The organism is Arthrobacter sp. BG3, assembly GCF_056680185.1.
The window spans coordinates 3,632,950-3,649,640 of sequence record NZ_CM155270.1; the positions used below are offsets into that span (position 1 = coordinate 3,632,950).

The 16,691-nt window shown below is 67.1% G+C and carries 17 protein-coding genes and 1 tRNA gene; 14 read left to right on the forward strand and 4 right to left on the reverse strand.

The window, feature by feature from the left end:
• Positions 1-48: 48 nt before the first annotated feature.
• The 7 genes from AC1MFL_RS16300 (at position 49) to AC1MFL_RS16330 (ending at position 4,372) form a co-directional block, all read left to right on the forward strand.
• Positions 49-522, forward strand: a complete 474-nt coding sequence (locus AC1MFL_RS16300; RefSeq protein WP_479815523.1) for a MarR family winged helix-turn-helix transcriptional regulator — start codon at positions 49-51, stop codon at positions 520-522.
• Positions 523-736: 214 nt separating this feature from the next.
• Positions 737-1,198 (forward strand): universal stress protein, encoded by a 462-nt coding sequence (locus tag AC1MFL_RS16305; protein WP_479811134.1) that lies wholly within the window; start codon positions 737-739, stop codon positions 1,196-1,198.
• A 132-nt stretch (positions 1,199-1,330) separates the two neighbouring features.
• Positions 1,331-1,936, forward strand: coding sequence for a cysteine hydrolase family protein (locus AC1MFL_RS16310; protein ID WP_479811136.1), 606 nt, complete (start codon positions 1,331-1,333; stop codon positions 1,934-1,936).
• A 151-nt stretch (positions 1,937-2,087) separates the two neighbouring features.
• The gene (locus tag AC1MFL_RS16315) at positions 2,088-2,228 is read left to right on the forward strand and encodes a hypothetical protein (RefSeq protein ID WP_479811138.1); all 141 of its coding nucleotides are present in this window, start codon (positions 2,088-2,090) and stop codon (positions 2,226-2,228) included.
• Positions 2,229-2,294: 66 nt separating this feature from the next.
• On the forward strand, positions 2,295-3,011 hold the full coding sequence (locus AC1MFL_RS16320; protein WP_479811140.1) for a Pr6Pr family membrane protein: 717 nt from the start codon (positions 2,295-2,297) through the stop codon (positions 3,009-3,011).
• Entirely contained in the window at positions 3,004-4,077 is a 1,074-nt protein-coding gene (locus tag AC1MFL_RS16325; RefSeq protein ID WP_479811142.1) for a hypothetical protein, read from the forward strand. Before AC1MFL_RS16320 ends, AC1MFL_RS16325 begins: the two co-directional genes overlap by 8 nt.
• A gap of 91 nt (positions 4,078-4,168) precedes the next feature.
• Positions 4,169-4,372, forward strand: a complete 204-nt coding sequence (locus AC1MFL_RS16330; protein WP_479811144.1) for a hypothetical protein — start codon at positions 4,169-4,171, stop codon at positions 4,370-4,372.
• A gap of 40 nt (positions 4,373-4,412) precedes the next feature.
• On the opposite strand, the gene AC1MFL_RS16335 is transcribed toward AC1MFL_RS16330, so the two are convergent.
• Positions 4,413-4,640 carry a hypothetical protein gene (locus tag AC1MFL_RS16335; protein WP_479811146.1) on the reverse strand — a complete coding sequence of 76 codons (228 nt, stop codon included), beginning with the start codon at positions 4,638-4,640 and terminating at the stop codon, positions 4,413-4,415.
• A gap of 77 nt (positions 4,641-4,717) precedes the next feature.
• Here AC1MFL_RS16335 and AC1MFL_RS16340 point away from each other — a divergent pair, with 77 nt between their 5' ends.
• Complete coding sequence (locus AC1MFL_RS16340) at positions 4,718-5,305, forward strand: DUF805 domain-containing protein (RefSeq protein ID WP_479811148.1); 588 nt, start codon at positions 4,718-4,720, stop codon at positions 5,303-5,305.
• A 281-nt stretch (positions 5,306-5,586) separates the two neighbouring features.
• Here AC1MFL_RS16340 and AC1MFL_RS16345 read toward each other — a convergent pair.
• The 3 genes from AC1MFL_RS16345 to AC1MFL_RS16355 form a co-directional block, all read right to left on the reverse strand.
• Positions 5,587-5,662, reverse strand: a tRNA-Lys gene (locus tag AC1MFL_RS16345).
• Between the two features lie 117 nt (positions 5,663-5,779).
• Positions 5,780-6,895, reverse strand: coding sequence for a PQQ-dependent sugar dehydrogenase (locus AC1MFL_RS16350; protein WP_479815525.1), 1,116 nt, complete (start codon positions 6,893-6,895; stop codon positions 5,780-5,782).
• 140 nt (positions 6,896-7,035) lie between these two features.
• Positions 7,036-7,935: a sunset domain-containing protein gene (locus AC1MFL_RS16355; protein ID WP_479811150.1), complete on the reverse strand. Its 900-nt coding sequence runs from the start codon at positions 7,933-7,935 to the stop codon at positions 7,036-7,038.
• 104 nt (positions 7,936-8,039) lie between these two features.
• Between AC1MFL_RS16355 and AC1MFL_RS16360 the strand changes: the two genes are divergently transcribed.
• The 6 genes from AC1MFL_RS16360 (at position 8,040) to serA (ending at position 16,542) form a co-directional block, all read left to right on the forward strand.
• Complete coding sequence (locus AC1MFL_RS16360; RefSeq protein WP_479811152.1) at positions 8,040-8,978, forward strand: LysR family transcriptional regulator; 939 nt, start codon at positions 8,040-8,042, stop codon at positions 8,976-8,978.
• Positions 8,979-9,106: 128 nt separating this feature from the next.
• Positions 9,107-10,828 (forward strand): dihydroxy-acid dehydratase, encoded by a 1,722-nt coding sequence (gene ilvD / locus AC1MFL_RS16365; protein WP_479811154.1) that lies wholly within the window; start codon positions 9,107-9,109, stop codon positions 10,826-10,828.
• Positions 10,829-11,253: 425 nt separating this feature from the next.
• Positions 11,254-13,152 (forward strand): acetolactate synthase large subunit, encoded by a 1,899-nt coding sequence (locus AC1MFL_RS16370; protein WP_479811156.1) that lies wholly within the window; start codon positions 11,254-11,256, stop codon positions 13,150-13,152.
• A gap of 2 nt (positions 13,153-13,154) precedes the next feature.
• Entirely contained in the window at positions 13,155-13,667 is a 513-nt protein-coding gene (gene ilvN, locus AC1MFL_RS16375) for an acetolactate synthase small subunit (RefSeq protein WP_282380452.1), read from the forward strand.
• 130 nt (positions 13,668-13,797) lie between these two features.
• Positions 13,798-14,823, forward strand: a complete 1,026-nt coding sequence (ilvC, locus tag AC1MFL_RS16380; RefSeq protein WP_479811158.1) for a ketol-acid reductoisomerase — start codon at positions 13,798-13,800, stop codon at positions 14,821-14,823.
• A 123-nt stretch (positions 14,824-14,946) separates the two neighbouring features.
• Positions 14,947-16,542 (forward strand): phosphoglycerate dehydrogenase, encoded by a 1,596-nt coding sequence (serA, locus tag AC1MFL_RS16385; RefSeq protein WP_479811160.1) that lies wholly within the window; start codon positions 14,947-14,949, stop codon positions 16,540-16,542.
• Positions 16,543-16,691 lie beyond the last annotated feature (149 nt).

Here is a 16,691-nt window from a genome sequence, read left to right on the forward strand (position 1 = left end):
GTGCGGGCGCCGAATCCTATGCTGGCTATACTCGTTGGTATGCCTGATATGGATCGCTGGCCCACTGGGCGCCTATTGTCCACGGCAGCACGCCTTGTTGAACACTCCTGGAACGAGAAGCTGGGGGCCATTGGCCTGACCCATGCCGGGGTCATCGCCATGGAAGTGCTCTCCGTCAACGGACCAATGACGCAGGCCCAACTGGCCCAACTGGTGCGTGTCCAGGCGCAGACCATGGGCAAAACTCTCAGCCGGCTGGAAGCACACGGCCACATCTCCCGGCAGCGTAGTGCCTCCGACCGGCGCAGCCACGTTGTGTCGCTGACGGACCGCGGCCGGGAGGCCGTGGCTGAAGCCGCGGACATGGAGCGATCGGTGCTCGCCGCCGCTTCAATCGACCCGGATGTGCTCCGGCAGGAACTCCAGGCGGTCGTCAGGGAACTGGCCACCCAAATGTCCGCTCCGGACGCAAAGGCGATCGTCACCCCGGCGGAACCGGGCTTGCCCGTCGACGCCAACTAGGGGACTGTCCTCCCCGGGGCCGGCCACCGCCGTCGACGGCCCCCGCCGCTGCGCCGGAGGACGATCCCACGGCCTTCGAATCCCGCCTGCAGGGACCGGGCCCTGCAGGGTGCCCTTGAGGCACTTCCCTGATCCTTGCCGGCAGTGCAAGGATGGGCCTGTCCCCGCCCGGCTGACGCGGCGGAGGAGCGGACCCCGAGGAGAGGATTGACCCATGGGCAGTTCCAGTAACGGAGCCTTCAGGATCGTCGTCGGCGTGGACGGTTCGGAGTCGGCGCAGGCGGCCATGGACTGGGCTGTTGACGAGGCCCGGCTGCGGAACGGCCGCGTCGTCGCCCTCTCCGCCTGGCACTATCCGTACGTCAGCGACGCACTCGGGCAGGTGTGGGAGTATCAGGGCTTCGAGGATGACGCACGGACGGTCCTGGACCAGGAACTTGAGCGGGTTGGAAACCGCGGCGTGGAAGTCACGGGCAGCCTTGTTGAAGGGAACGCGGCGTCGGCCCTGGTGGACGCCTCACAGCAGGCCGATCTCATCATTGTCGGCTCGCATGGACGCGGCGGCTTCACCGGCATGCTGCTCGGATCGGTCTCCATGCAGACGGTCCACCACGCCCGCTGCCCGGTGCTCATTGTCCGCGGCGGGGCCCCCGCCGCCACAGTTCGGGAGACCTGAGCGGCGTGAGTGCTGGACCGCGGAGCATTCCGGGCGCGGGCCAAGGCCTTGTGGGGCGCCGGCAGCGGGGCTAGTCTGGCGGCGGCTGGCGCGCACGACGGCGTGCGGCCCAGGACCCACCAGGAGGCTTCCGTGCAGATTGACCCGAACACCACCGCCGTTGTGCTCATCGAATACCAGAATGACTTCGCGACCGAGGGCGGGGGGCTGCACGACGCCGTCCGGCCCGTCATGGAAAAGACCGGCATGCTGGCCAACACGGCCCTGATTGTGGAGGCAGCGCGGGCCGCCGGGGCCACGATCATGCATGCACCGATCACCTTCGCCGAGGGCTACAACGAACTCGGCCCGCACCCGTACGGCATCCTCAAGGGTGTTGTCGATGGCAAGGTGTTCGTCAAGGGGACCTGGGGCGCTCAGATCATCGACGAGCTGGCTCCGGCGGAGGGGGACATCCTCATTGAGGGTAAACGGGGTCTGGATACCTTTGCCAGCACCAACCTGGACTTCATCCTGCGCAGCAAGGGGATCAAGACGATTGCGCTCGGTGGCTTCCTGACCAATTGCTGCGTGGAATCGACCATGCGCTCGGGCTACGAGAACGGCTACCAGGTGATCACCCTCAGCGACTGCGTGGCGGCCACCTCCATTGAAGAGCATGAGAACGCCATCACCTACGACTACCCGATGTTTTCCACACCCATGAAGTCGGAGGACTTTGTCAGCGCCCTTGGCTAGCGCCTGGAGACCGGCCGGCCGGCGGCGGGCGAACGGACCGCTGCCGGCCTGCAGCAATTGAGGTCGGCGTGGCCGGCCCGTCGAGGCGCCGTCGCCTTTCCTGCCCGTGTCCCTCACCGGCCCGGGCGCGTGCCGCGGATAGGCTCAAAGGATGGACGCAAACCTGCCGGTGGAGCTGGAGGGGCAGACCTCGATCAACGAGCTGCTCGAGGAGCCCGTCGGCGTGTCCCCGGTGCAGCTGTCGCTGCCCATCCACTTCCAGCTGGCAGCGGCGATTCGGCGGGAACCCTGAGCTGACGGGCGGATGAGGGTCCTTTTGACTCTGGGGACCGGCGCCACGCAGCGCCACACTGATGCCATGAGTGACGTACTGACGCTGATTCCCCCCGTCGAACGCAACGTGGGAGCCAACCGGGCGCTGCATCCTGACTCTCCCTGGATCCGCCTGCTGCGTGGCGGGGCCGGACTTGCCATCCTCGCCGCCCTCGCCCAGGAGCTCTACGATGCGACGCAGCCGGGCAACTCCGTCGACATCCCGCAGCTCATTTCCCAGTTCACGTTCCAGTCGAACCTCGTCCTCGGGCTCGTGCTGCTTGTGTCAGCCGCGCGGCCGCGTGCACGGTTGCCCCACTGGTGGGACCACCTGTTCGGGGCCCTCGCGTTCTACCTCGTGATGACGGGCATTATCTACGTGGTGCTTGTGGCCCCGCCCGGGGAGCCGTGGTGGACGCTGGATATGTACTGGCCGTGGATGATCACCCACCGCATCGCGCCGCTGGTCGCGGGGCTCGACTGGCTCCTCGTCACTCGCACCGTCCGGGGCCCGTGGCAACGGCCCCTCATCTGGCTGTGTTACCCGGTCGCCTTCCTGGTCTTCTCGTGGATCCGCAGTGCCCTCGACGGCTGGTATCCCTACGACTTCCTCGACCCGGGGCTCGACGGCGGCTGGCCGGCAGTGATCGCCACGAGCGCCCAGGTGCTCGGCGCGTTCCTCGTGGTCGGGGCGCTCGTGCACGTCGCCGGCAATGCCCGGGTGGGCCTCGCCCGCGGACCCCGAAGGGAGTCCCGTGCATAGCCGCCAGTCCTGGCCGGCGCGGCCCGGCGTCATGGTCGTGGCAGTGCTCGCCCTGGTCCTCGCCGCGTGCTCCCAGCCCGGGGGCCCAGGCGGGCCGCTGTCCTCGCCCGCCCCCTCAGCCAGGACGGGCAACCCTGCGTGCGATCTCATCACCCCGGAGATTGCGGCGAAGGCCGTCCCCGGGCTTGTGCCGGTGGGCCAGATCAGCCCGGCCAGGCCGCTGGGAAGCAAGGCCTACCTGTGCAGCTATTCAAGCAAATCCGATACGGGCATGACGGCCCTGTCTGTGGCGCTCACGTCTCCCGCATCGGCGGCCGACATTTCCAACGCGAAGACGACGTCCGACTGCTCACCTGTCACGGGCATCGGCGACTTCGCGTGCCTGCAATGGACGGGCTACTTCCGCGGTGAGGCCGGCGGCGCGTCCGCGAATGTCGTCCTGACGGCCGTCCGGGGCAACGAGATCCTCGAGATGCCCTACGTGGCTTCACCGCCCATGGCCGGTTCCGGCGTCCCGGACGGCGACGCGATGGCCCGCACGCTCTCGCAGGCGGCCGTGGACGCCGGCTGGGGCAACGGCACCGTACTCAGCGTCCCTGCCGCCCCGCCCGTGGGGCCCCCGGCCACGACGAACAATCCGGTCTGCGCGCTGATCAGTCCCGATGAGGTCAAACAGGCATTCGGGGCGAAGACCCAGCCGCAGATCCTCCCGGGCGAGGTCAACTGCCGCTACACCTTCGGCGACCTGGGCACGCCGGGCCCGGACTCCCTTGTCTTCTCGATCGAAGTCCTCAAGGGTTCTGCCCCAGCGCTGGCCCATGGCATGTCCGGCGAGCCGCTTGACGGCGTCGGCGACAGGGCACTCTTCAACATGGGTACCGAACCTGCGGGCCCGAAGTCCCTCCGTCCGGCCGGCGGCGTTCCGGTCACGATCCTGTCCGTCACGGTGGTCCGGGGCCAGAACCTCGCGACATTCACCGCGCAGGTCCTGATCTCCCCGGCGGGCCCCACAACAGAGCAAACGAAGAACCAACTCATCACCCTCGTCGGCGGCGTCGAGTTCTGACGCCGCCCGGGCGTGGTCCGAGGCAAGCCCGGTCGGCCACCTCATGCGGTACCTGTTCCCGGGCCAGGGTGGCGGGGCTGGCCCGAGCAGCTTGGAGCAGATCAACGCCGGGTTGCTGCAAGGCGAAACCGTGTACGCCGCCTACGACTGCGTCGGCATCACCAACATGCGCGTCATCCTGCAGGACAAGAGCTTCGTGGGCAAGCGTCGCGCCAAAGGGCGGCCGGACAACGGCCGCCCTTTGTTGTTCCCGGATCCTGACCCGCGGGCGCCATTTACTGCCATTGATGGATAAACGCCGTTACGATGATTATCGACGCCTATTGGGGGCGGCATCACTTGGGGGAACCATGGCGCTTCGGTCGGGCCGTCTCACCGGCGAACCTGCCAGCTTCGTTGCGGCAGGCGTCCTGTTCGCGGTCGTTTCGCCCCCAGCGCCATCCCACACCTTTGCCGCAGCCGTCCGCCACCGCCTTGAGATCCATCGGGTACAGCACCGCGAAGCCGGCCGCCACCAGATGTATGCCGCCGCGCCGCAGAACCATGACCCGACGTTCAGCCAAGACCCGCAGTAAACCGATTCAGCCAAAACCGACGTCCGCTGATCCGATTCGGATCGGCGGCAGTGAAGGAGCACGCCATGTCAGGTCTTCATCAGCCTCCGCCGCCCTCCGGCCAGCAGAAGTGGCCAAGTGAGCAATCCCGGCCGAACCCGGCGTGGGCGTCCAACCCGTACGGCGCCCCGGCCTACCCGGCCCCGGCCGCCGGACCGGTGCCGCTCTGGGCACCCCTTTACGGTGCGTCCCTGCCGGACGCTGTTTCGAGGTTCTTCAAGAATTACGCCACCTTCACCGGCCGCGCCAGCCGCAGCGAGTACTGGTGGTGGACGCTCGTGGCCTTCATCGTCTCGGTCGTTCTGAACGTCATCATGCTCATCGGCGGCGCAGCCGGCGCAAAGATTGGCGCCAACGGCACCAGCGTTCCCGGGCCCGGCTACATCATTGGGGTGATCCTGGCAGCCATCTGGTTCCTCGCGGTTCTCGTCCCGTCCCTGGCCGTGACCGTCCGGCGGCTCCACGACGCCAACTACAGCGGCTGGATGCTGTTCCTGGGCCTCGTCCCGTTCGTCGGCGGCATCATCCTGCTCGTCTTCACCGTCATGGAACCCAAACCCGGGGGCCAGCGCTTCGACGCCCCCGGCCCGCAAACCGGTGCCTGGCAGCCGTAAGCGGACCTGCAAAAGTCACCAACACGAAAGCCCTGCCGTTCCTATGGGCGGGGCTTTCATGCCGCCGGGAGAACTCCGCCCAGGACTCGTAAAACGGTGGCTGGACAGCGGGAGTAGGTGACCTCGACGGTTCTGGCTGCATGCCGAACAGGCGGGGGAAAGTCCGAGCATGCCGCCGCGTCGAAATTAATAGCCCGTAATTATCCACCCGGACCCAATTCGGGCAAAAGAAAAACCCCGCCTTCACGGCCTGCGGCCAGTGAAGACGGGGTTTCTTTCCTTGGTGCACCCCCCGGGACTCGAACCCGGAACCCATTGATTAAGAGTCAATTGCTCTGCCAGTTGAGCTAGAGGTGCATCTGTTGTTTTCGTTCCCCGCGGTCTTTTTGTTCCCGCGTTGTTCTCCGCAACGACATGAAACTCTACACGAGTTTGGGCAGAGTGTGAAATCGGGCCCGGCGGCTGCCAAGCGGTCTACTCCGGGAGCTTCAAAATCAGCACAAAATCAGGGTTTTTGTTGTTGCTGAGCACCCAAAGCCGGCCGTCCGGAGCCAGCGAAACATCCCTGATCCGTCCGTACGTCCGTGTGAAATAGCCCACAGGATCGCCAGCGAACTCGCCATTCAGCGACACCGCCCACAGCCGCTGGCCCCGAAGGGCGCCCAGGTAGGCCGTATTGCCGACTATTTCGAGCCCGCTGGGAGAGGAATCCGCCGTCGAGGGCCACACCACCTTCGCGTCCAGGAAGCCGGCGCGGTGCGGGGCGCCCGTCACGTCCGGCCAGCCGTAGTTGCCGCCCGGCACAATCAGGTTGAGCTCGTCGTCGACGTCGGGCCCGAATTCGCTTGCCCACAGCCGTCCGGCGCTGTCCCAGGCGAGTCCCTGGACGTTGCGGTGGCCAAGGCTGTAGACGGGATTGCCGGCGAACGGATTACCCGGTGCAGGACGCCCCTGGGCCGTGATGCGCAGGATCTTACCGCCCAGGGCCCCAGGGTCCTGGGGCTGGCCGCGGCGCTGCGAATCACCGGTGCCGACATACAGGTAGCCGTCCGGGCCGAACCGGATCCGGCCGCCGTTGTGCGTGGAGGCCTTGGGGATTCCGGTGAAGATGACTTCCGGGACCCCGGGCCGCAGGGCCCCGGCGTCCTCCACGAGAGGCAGCCGCGCGATCCGGTTGTCGCTGGCGGCGGTGTAGTAGGCGTAGAGGTACCGGTCTGCCGCGAAGTCCGGGGACACGGCCAGCCCCAGCAGCCCGCCTTCACCGCCGGGCACGACGTCGGGAACCTTCCCCAGGGTGCCGGCCCGGCCGGCGCCGGGCTCGATGGTCCGGAGCAAGGCGCTGTCGCGTTCGGAAATGACCGCGGTGCCGTCGGGCAGGAAGACCGTTGACCAGGGCACCTGCAGATCGGCGTCGATCGTCGCGGCAACCGTCGGCTGGCCCACGCCCGGGCTGCCCCCGGAGTGGCTGCTGGCGGCCGGGGGAGTGGTGCCCGACGCGGCGGGACCCGTAGCTGCGGAGGTGCCGACGGAGGTGCCGCCGCCGTCGCCGGGAGTGCAGCCGACCAGCAGGACCGCGACGGCGGCCGCCATCCCCAGCCGGCGCCGCCCGTCCGCGGGCCGGCATGCCGACGTCACCGGGCGGTCATCAACTGTCTCCCGCCGCCCCTGCCATGAACTCAACATGAGCGCTCCGGATTCTGCCCGCGAGGTCTCAGCAGCCCTGCCGCGAGCTACTGCCTGGTCCGGCGCGGCGGCCGGAAGCCCGCGGCCTCGGCATGGGCTGGGGACAGGAACCAGACTTCGGCGCGTGTTTCCTCGAACGCGGGGCTGGTCTCGTCGTGATAGACCATCGAGGAGGCGTTGCCCTTGACGGTGAAGCCGTCTGGCCCGCTGCCGTCAGGGGCCGGTGCTGCCGACCCCTCGCCGTACGGCTGCTCGACGGCGAGGTGGCCGGCGGGTTCGGCCGTATGGCTGGCAGCCGTTTCGGATGCGGCCGCGGAGGTGGCCGTCTGCCGGGTGTCTGCCTCGGCCAGGGGGGACCCGGGCATCGGCCGGGTTGCCGCCGCGGCAGTCCTGCCCTGCCCGTTCTCCGCGTCCAGAACAGCCTCCGCCGCCGCCGATTCGGCGCCGGGGAGGGTGGGGGCGTGGGGCTCTGTGTATTCCGGGTGGTGCACCGGGGCGCTTGCCGCGGCCGCCGCTCCGGCCGCGGGCGCTTCCATACCGTGCTCGCCGTGGGCGGCGCCGTGGCCCGGCTCCTGGTGGAGGGCGGCGTGCGGTTCAGCCGGCGGCGTCTCGGACCATTGGGTTTCCCATTCCGGGTTCTCCGCGGCTGGGGACGCTGCAGCGGCCGGCGAGGTCGCGGCGCCTGACCTCTCCGCGGCCGGGCCCGCCGCAGCGGCAGGCAAGGTCGCGGCGCCAGTCGCGGCGGGACCGCCGCCGGAAACGGCGCCGCGGTGGCTGGCATCGTGACCGGCGTCGTGCAGATGGGCAGGGGTGGCATCGTGGGTGCCGGCGGTCCCGGTGCCAGCGGCGCCTGAGCCGGACTTGCTGCGTGCGCTGTTGCGGTTCAGCAGCCACCAGACGATGGCGACAATCGCTACGATGACGACGAGCCAGATGATCCAATCCATAGCAGAGCCTTTCTGTCCATGAGGCAAGGTTGCCGTCGTTTGACCGTACGTCTGCCCGCAGGGGGCTGTCCAGCCTCCCGGCCGCCGCCCTGTAGCCTCACTTCATGGATTTCAAGAGACTGCGGATTCTCCGTGAACTGGCCGACCGCGGCACGGTCGGCGCCACCGCTGAGGCAATGAAGGTGACCCCCTCCGCCGTCTCGCAGCAGCTCAAGACCCTCCAGGAGGAGCTGGGCGTTGTCCTGGTCAAGAAATCGGGCCGGGGTGTGCGTCTCACCGAGGCCGGACTCGCCATGGCGGGTGCGGCCGCCGAGGTGTCCACCGCCATGGCCCGTGCGGAAGCCACCATCGACACGTACCGGCGCGGCTGGCAGACCCATGTCAGGGCGGCGTTCTTCCCGAGCGCCGCCGAGATGTTCCTTCCCGGCCTCCTGCACCGCGTCAAAGCCATCGACGGACTCCACTTCGAGGCGCACTTCGAGGATCCCAACGTGGCCGGATTCGCCGGGCTCACTGCCGACTACGACATCGTTTTGGCGCACAGCGTTGACGGGCCCGACGTCTTTGCCCGGCTGGGGTTGACGGTGGTGCCGCTCCTGGATGAACCCCTCGACGTCGCAGTCCCCGAGGGCCATGCGCTCGCAGGCAAGGCGACGCTGCGGGCCGAAGACGTGATCGGTTTCCCGTGGATGGGAGTGCCCGAAGGCTTCCCGTTCGACACGGTGCTCCGCCAGATCGAGGTGCAGGCCGATTCCCCCGCGGTCCGCGCCCAGACATTCCCCGACCTCCGGGTCCTCGAGGCCCTGGTCAGTGCCGGACACGGGCTCAGCCTGCTGCCGCGCTACACGGCGCTGAAAAACCAGGGACGCGGGTTCGTCCTGCGCCCGCTGGCCGGGGTCAAGGCCAGCCGCAGCATTGTTGCACTGGCACGGCCCGATGTCGCGGCGCGGACCACCATCCAGCAGGTGCTCACGCTGCTCAAGGCCGAGGCGCAGTCCGTCGCCGAAGCCCCGGAACTGCGTGACACAGCTCACCTTAATTGAAGCGCCGCCACAGGGGGGTCCAACACGTGAGACGGCAGTCCACCATCTGGTCGCAATATTCCCGGTTTTCCGCTTAATGCGCCCGTCCGGGTCGTTGCGCCCCGCGGGGGAGCCCTAGACTTTGACCCATGAGTGAGGACACCCAAACAGCGACAGAGACCAAACCGGACATCAAGCCCCGCAGCCGGGTCGTCACCGACGGAATCCACGCCGCGCCCGCGCGCGGGATGTTCCGGGCGGTCGGCATGGGCGACGACGACTTCGCCAAACCCCAAATTGGCGTGGCCAGCTCGTGGAATGAAATCACCCCCTGCAACCTCTCCCTGAACCGCCTGGCCCAGGGCGCCAAGGAAGGCGTCCACGCCGGCGGCGGCTTCCCGATGCAGTTCGGCACCATCTCCGTCTCGGACGGCATCTCCATGGGGCACGAGGGCATGCACTTCTCGCTGGTTTCCCGCGAAGTCATCGCCGACTCTGTTGAAACCGTCATGCAGGCCGAGCGGATCGACGGCTCCGTGCTCCTGGCCGGCTGCGACAAATCCCTCCCGGGCATGCTCATGGCAGCGGCCCGCCTGGACCTCGCCGCCGTCTTCCTCTACGCCGGCTCCATCATGCCCGGCTGGGTCAAGCTTGAGGACGGCTCCGAAAAGGAAGTCACCCTCATCGACGCCTTCGAAGCCGTCGGCGCCTGCGCGGCCGGCAAGATGAGCCTCGAAGACCTGACCCGCATCGAAAAAGCCATCTGCCCGGGCGAAGGCGCCTGCGGCGGCATGTACACGGCCAACACCATGGCCTGCATCGGCGAGGCGCTGGGCATGTCCCTCCCCGGGTCGGCTGCCCCGCCCTCGGCCGACCGCCGCCGCGACGTCTTTGCGCACAAGTCCGGCGAAGCCGTGGTCAACCTGCTCCGCCTGGGCATCACCGCCCGCGACATCATGACCAAGAAGGCCTTCGAAAACGCCATTGCCGTCACCATGGCCTTCGGCGGTTCCACCAACGCCGTCCTCCACCTGCTGGCCATCGCCCGCGAGGCCGAAGTGGACCTCACACTCGAGGACTTCAACCGCATCGGCGACAAGATCCCGCACCTGGGCGACCTCAAGCCGTTCGGTCGCTACGTGATGACCGACGTCGACAAGATCGGCGGCGTCCCCGTCATCATGCGTGCACTGCTCGACGCCGGCCTGATCCACGGCGACTGCCTCACCGTCACGGGCAAGACCGTCGCGGAAAACCTCGCGGCGATCAACCCGCCGGACCTGGACGGCAAGATCCTCCGGGCCATGGACAACCCCATCCACAAGACCGGCGGCATCACCATCCTGCACGGCACGATGGCTCCCGAGGGTGCCGTCGTGAAGAGCGCCGGCTTTGACGCCGACGTCTTTGAGGGCACCGCCCGCGTCTTCGAACGCGAGCAGGGCGCCCTGGATGCGCTCGACAAGGGCCAGATCAAGGCGGGCGACGTCGTCGTCATCCGCTACGAGGGCCCCAAGGGCGGACCGGGCATGCGCGAAATGCTCGCCATCACCGGCGCCATCAAGGGTGCCGGGCTGGGCAAGGACGTGCTGCTGCTGACCGACGGCCGCTTCTCCGGCGGAACCACGGGCCTGTGCATCGGCCACGTTGCCCCGGAAGCAGTGGACGGCGGCCCCATCGCCTTCGTCAAGGACGGTGACCGGATCCGCGTGGACATCGCCGCCCGCAGCTTCGACCTCCTCGTCGACGATGCCGAGCTCGAAGCCCGCAAGGTCGGCTGGGAGCCGCTTCCGGCCAAGTTCACGAAGGGTGTGCTCGCCAAGTACGCCAAGCTCGTCCACAGCGCCTCCACCGGCGCCTACTGCGGGTAATGACGGGAAACCCGGTTTAGGGGAGCCTCCGGGGCCCCAGGCGAACGGCGTCCGCGCCGTGCGCTTGGGGCAGGAGAGCCCCGCCTGCCGCCGAGGGCTGCCTGGCCGCCGGGGGTGGGCGGAGATCAACCAGTGGACAATGAAGTCCAAATAGTGAGACAGAGTGTGGGCTCGTTGACACGTGTCTCACTAAGAGGGAAAACTGAACGCATGATCGCATTCGTTACCGCCGGCGTCGTCGTCCTTACCAGGCGCGTGGCTCCATAGCCCGACTGGTAACGAACCGTCACGCGCAAACCCCTCGAAGAGCCGTCAGGCTGAGGGGTTTTTTTATTTCCGCATCACCGGCAGAACCAGCATCATGCAGTACCAGCAGTACCCCGATCACCGAAGATCCAACCGAAGATCCACTAAGGAAGAGTCCGATGAGCAAAGGATCGCCGATCAGCCCCTCGCTGATGGCCACTAAGTCCGCTGGAGCCCACAAGGCTTCGGAACGCGTCGAGCGTCCGGCTGACGCCGGCGTCGACACTGCTGCTGTCTCTCCTGTCCTTGGACCGAACAACGTCGTACCCCCGACGGTGATGACCGGTTCACAAGCAATTGTCCGCTCGCTCGAAGAACTCGGCGTCGACGATATTTTTGGTTTGCCCGGTGGCGCGATCCTGCCCACCTACGACCCCTTGATGGCTTCCCGAATGAACCACATTCTGGTCCGTCACGAACAGGGAGCCGGCCACGCCGCGCAAGGCTACGCCATGGTCACCGGACGGGTGGGCGTCTGCATCGCCACCTCGGGTCCGGGTGCCACCAACCTCGTCACCGCCATCATGGATGCCCACATGGACTCCGTGCCGATGGTGGCCATCACCGGCCAGGTCGCCAGTGGAGTCATCGGCACCGATGCCTTCCAGGAAGCGGATATTGTCGGCATTACCATGCCGATCACGAAGCACTCCTTCCTGGTGACCGACCCCAACGACATCCCGCACGTCATGGCCGAGGCCTTCCACCTGGCCTCGACCGGCCGTCCGGGCCCCGTCCTGGTCGATGTCGCCAAGGACGCCCAGCAGGGTCAGATGACCTTCTCCTGGCCGCCGAAGATCGACCTGCCCGGCTACCACCCGGTGCTCCGCGGCCACAACAAGCAGGTCCGCGAGGCCGCCCGGCTCATCGCGGCAGCCAGCAAGCCCGTGCTCTATGTGGGCGGCGGCGTCGTCAAGGCGCACGCCTCGGCGGAACTGCTGGAGCTCGCTGAACTATCCGGCGCCCCCGTGGTCACCACCCTGATGGCCCGCGGCGTCTTCCCGGACTCGCACCCGCAGCATGTCGGGATGCCGGGCATGCACGGCACGGTCTCCGCCGTGACCGCGCTGCAGCAGTCAGACCTGCTGATCACGCTCGGGGCGCGCTTCGACGACCGGGTGACCGGCGTCCTGAAGACCTTCGCCCCGAACGCCAAGGTCATCCACGCGGACATCGATCCGGCCGAGATCTCCAAGAACCGCACCGCCGACGTCCCGATTGTGGGCTCGGTCAAGGAGATCATCCCGGAACTGAGCGAGGCCCTGCGCGCCGTGTTCGCCGTCTCCGGCACCCCGGACTACACCAACTGGTGGGCCTTCCTGAACAACCTCAAGGAGACCTACCCGCTGGGCTGGACCGAACCCGACGACGGCCTCAGCGCCCCGCAGCGCGTGATCGAACGCATCGGTGCCCTCACCGGCCCGGAAGGCGTCTACGTCGCCGGCGTTGGACAGCACCAGATGTGGGCCTCACAGTTCATCAAGTACGAACGCCCGCACGCCTGGCTGAACTCCGGCGGGGCCGGCACCATGGGCTACGCCGTGCCGGCCGCCATGGGCGCCAAGGTGGGCAACCCGGACCGCGTGGTGTGGGCCATCGACGGCGACGGCTGCTTCCAGATGACCAACCAGGAACTGGCCACCTGCGCGATCAACAAGATCCCGATCAAGGTTGCCATCATCAACAACTCCTCGCTGGGCATGGTGCGGCAGTGGCAGACCCTGTTCTACGAGGGCCGCTACTCCAACACCGACCTCAACACCGGCCACGACACCGTCCGGATCCCGGACTTCGTCAAGCTCGCGGATGCCTACGGCTGCGCTTCGTTCCGCTGCGACCGCGACGAGGACATCGACGCCACCATCCAGAAGGCCCTGGAAATCAATGACCGCCCCGTGGTCATTGACTTCGTCGTGAGCCCCAACTCCATGGTGTGGCCGATGGTCCCCTCCGGAGTCAGCAACGACCAGATCCAGGTTGCCCGCAACATGACCCCGGAATGGGAAGAGGAGGACTGAACATGACCCGCCACACACTGTCCGTTCTGGTCGAAGACAAGCCTGGTGTGCTGACCCGCGTCGCCAGCCTCTTCGCCCGCCGGGCCTTCAACATCAACTCCCTGGCCGTCGGGCCGACGGAAGTTCCGGGCATGTCCCGGATGACCGTCGTCGTCGACGCCGACGGTGAGCTGATCGAACAGATCACCAAGCAGCTGAACAAGCTGGTGAACGTGATCAAAATCGTTGAGCTCACCGCCGAATCTTCCGTACAGCGTGACCACATCCTGGTCAAGGTACGTGCGGATGCCGGAACACGGCTGCAGGTCACCCAGGCTGCAGACCTGTTCCGCGCATCAGTGGTCGACGTCTCCACAGAGTCGGTTGTCATTGAGGCGACGGGCCACCCCGAGAAGCTCACGGCACTGCTCTCAGTGCTCGAGCCTTTCGGTATCCGCGAAATCGTGCAGTCCGGCACCCTGGCCGTTGGGCGGGGATCCCGCTCCATGAGTGACAGGGCCCTGCGCAGCGCCTAAGACACAGCGCGGAACACAGCCGGGGGCACGCCCCCGGCAGCGGACGTGACCTGCCGCAGCACCACACCAGGTTTAGCGAAGTTTCACCGACAAGCACCACCCAAGAATCCATTCAAAGGAGACACCCCCAGTGACTGAAATGTTCTACGACGACGACGCCGACCTGTCGATCATCCAGGGCCGCACCGTCGCCGTCATCGGTTACGGCTCCCAGGGCCACGCCCACGCCCTTAGCCTGCGCGATTCCGGCGTCGACGTCCGCGTTGGCCTCAAGGAAGACTCCAAGTCCCGCGCCAAGGCCGAGGCGGAAGGCCTGCGCGTCCTGAACGTCAAGGACGCCGTCGCCGAAGCCGACCTCATCATGGTCCTCACCCCGGACCAGGTCCAGCGCCACGTCTACGCCGAGGACATCGCCCCGAACCTGCAGCCGGGCGACGCCCTGTTCTTCGGCCACGGCTTCAACATCCGCTACGGCTACATCAAGCCCCCGGCAGATGTCGACGTCGCCCTCGTTGCCCCCAAGGGCCCGGGCCACATCGTCCGCCGCGAATTCGAGGCCGGCCGCGGCGTGCCGGACCTGATCGCCGTCGAGCAGAACCCGTCCGGCAAGGCCAAGGAACTGGCCCTGTCCTACGCCAAGGCCATCGGCGGCACCCGCGCCGGCGTCATCGAGACCACCTTCACCGAAGAGACCGAGACGGACCTCTTCGGCGAGCAGGCTGTCCTGTGCGGCGGCGCCTCCCAGCTGATCCAGTACGGCTTCGAGGTTCTCACCGAAGCCGGCTACAAGCCCGAGGTTGCCTACTTCGAGGTGCTGCACGAGCTCAAGCTCATCGTGGACCTTATGGTTGAGGGCGGCATCGCCAAGCAGCGCTGGTCCGTCTCGGACACGGCGGAATACGGCGACTACGTCTCCGGCCCGCGCGTGATCACCCCGGACGTGAAGGAAAACATGAAGGCTGTCCTCAAGGACATCCAGGACGGCACCTTCGCCAAGCGCTTCATCGACGACCAGGACGCCGGAGCCCCCGAGTTCAAGGCACTGCGCAAGAAGGGCGAGGACCACCCGATCGAGGCCACCGGCCGCGAACTGCGCAAGCTGTTCTCCTGGATCAAGAACGAAGACGACTACACCGAAGGCTCAGTGGCCCGCTAAGCACTGACCGGCAGGGGAGCCGGACGCCAACTGGGGTCCGGCTTCCCTGCTTTTATGCAGCACCTGTTTTTATCCAGCACCAAAATCCCCGCCTGTTATACAAGAGAGCTAAAGAGGTCACCGGTGACAAGCACCAAACCTGTAGTACTCCTCGCTGAGGAACTTTCGCCCGCCACGATCGAGGCCCTTGGCCCGGATTTCGAAATCCGGCAGACCGACGGCGCCGACCGTTCCCAGCTGCTCTCTGCGATCGCCGACGTCGACGCGATCCTGGTCCGCTCCGCCACCCAGCTCGACGCCGAGGCCATTGCCGCCGCGAAGAACCTGAAGGTGATCGCCCGCGCAGGCGTCGGCCTCGACAACGTCGACATCAAGGCCGCCACCCAGGCCGGTGTCATGGTGGTGAACGCGCCCACCTCGAACATCGTCTCCGCCGCGGAGCTCACGGTCGGGCACATCCTCAGCCTTGCCCGCCACATCCCGCAGGCCAGCGCCGCGCTCAAGGACGGCGAGTGGAAGCGCTCCAAGTACACCGGCATCGAACTCTTCGAGAAAAAGATCGGCATCATCGGCCTGGGCCGGATCGGCGCCCTCGTCGCCGCCCGCCTCAAGGGCTTTGACACCAAGATCCTCGCCTACGACCCCTACATCACCTCGGCCCGCGCCGCGCAGCTGGGCGTCCAGCTGGTGACCCTCGACGAGCTTCTGGCGCAGTCGGACTTCATCAGCATCCACATGCCCAAGACGCCGGAGACCGTCGGCATGCTCGGCGCCGACGCGTTCAAGAAGATGAAGAGCACCGCGTACGTCGTCAACGTCGCCCGCGGCGGCCTCGTCGACGAGGAAGCCCTCTACGCTGCCCTGGAGTCCGGCGAAATCGCCGGTGCCGGCGTCGACGTCTTCGTCAAGGAACCCAGCACCGACCTGCCGTTCTTCAAGCTAGACAACGTGGTGGTCACCCCGCACCTGGGCGCGTCCACGGACGAAGCGCAGGAGAAGGCCGGCGTCTCGGTCGCCAAGTCCGTCCGCCTGGCCCTGGCCGGGGAGCTCGTTCCCGACGCGGTCAACGTGGCCGGCGGCGTGATTGCCCCGGACGTCCGCCCGGGCATCCCGCTGATGGAGAAGCTGGGCCGCATCTTCACCGCCATGACCCACGCCTCGCTCACCCAGTTTGATGTCGAGGTCGCCGGCGAAATCGCCTCCCTCGACGTCAAGGTGCTCGAACTCGCGGCACTCAAGGGCATCTTCGCCGACATCGTCACTGAACAGGTTTCCTACGTCAACGCCCCCGTGATCGCCGAGCAGCGCGGCATTAACGTCCGCCTGATCACGACGCCGGAGACCGAGTCCTACCGCAACGTGCTGACCCTGCGCGGCGCCCTCAGCGACGGCACGCAGATCTCCGTGGCCGGAACCCTGACGGGCCCCAAGCAGGTCCAGAAGCTGGTGGGGATCAACGGCTTCGAGGTGGAGATCCCGATCAGCGAACACCTCGTGGTGGTGGCCTACTCGGACCGCCCCGGCGTGATCGGTACCATCGGCCACATCCTTGGCATGAACAACATCAACATCGCCGGCATGCAGGTTGCGCGGCAGGACGAGGGCGGCCAGGTGCTCGCCCTGCTGACCATCGACAGCTCGGTCCCGCAGCAGGTTCTGGACGCCATCAAGGCCGGAATCGGCGCTGACATGGTGCGCGAGGTCGACCTCGAGGACTGATGTCTTCACCGTGGACACCGGCGGCGGTTCCGGCCCCCGCCGGTGTCCACGAACGCATGGCCGGTCTGCGTACAATGGCTACGTCCGATTTTCGGATTCGGCCGGCAGCCCGGCCTTTACTTTTGCACGCCCGGCAGGGGACGCCTTCA

Excerpts from the sequence above, each read along its gene's own strand:
- AC1MFL_RS16300 (WP_479815523.1), top strand. The coding sequence starts at position 49 with ATGGATCGCTGGCCCACTGGGCGCCTATTGTCCACGGCAGCACGCCTT.
- AC1MFL_RS16305 (WP_479811134.1), top strand. The coding sequence starts at position 737 with ATGGGCAGTTCCAGTAACGGAGCCTTCAGGATCGTCGTCGGCGTGGAC.
- AC1MFL_RS16315 (WP_479811138.1), top strand. The coding sequence starts at position 2,088 with ATGGACGCAAACCTGCCGGTGGAGCTGGAGGGGCAGACCTCGATCAAC.
- AC1MFL_RS16320 (WP_479811140.1), top strand. The coding sequence starts at position 2,295 with ATGAGTGACGTACTGACGCTGATTCCCCCCGTCGAACGCAACGTGGGA.
- AC1MFL_RS16340 (WP_479811148.1), top strand. The coding sequence starts at position 4,718 with ATGTCAGGTCTTCATCAGCCTCCGCCGCCCTCCGGCCAGCAGAAGTGG.
- AC1MFL_RS16350 (WP_479815525.1), bottom strand. The coding sequence starts at position 6,895 with ATGGCGGCCGCCGTCGCGGTCCTGCTGGTCGGCTGCACTCCCGGCGAC.
- AC1MFL_RS16355 (WP_479811150.1), bottom strand. The coding sequence starts at position 7,935 with ATGGATTGGATCATCTGGCTCGTCGTCATCGTAGCGATTGTCGCCATC.
- AC1MFL_RS16360 (WP_479811152.1), top strand. The coding sequence starts at position 8,040 with ATGGATTTCAAGAGACTGCGGATTCTCCGTGAACTGGCCGACCGCGGC.
- ilvD (WP_479811154.1), top strand. The coding sequence starts at position 9,107 with ATGAGTGAGGACACCCAAACAGCGACAGAGACCAAACCGGACATCAAG.
- AC1MFL_RS16370 (WP_479811156.1), top strand. The coding sequence starts at position 11,254 with ATGAGCAAAGGATCGCCGATCAGCCCCTCGCTGATGGCCACTAAGTCC.
- ilvN (WP_282380452.1), top strand. The coding sequence starts at position 13,155 with ATGACCCGCCACACACTGTCCGTTCTGGTCGAAGACAAGCCTGGTGTG.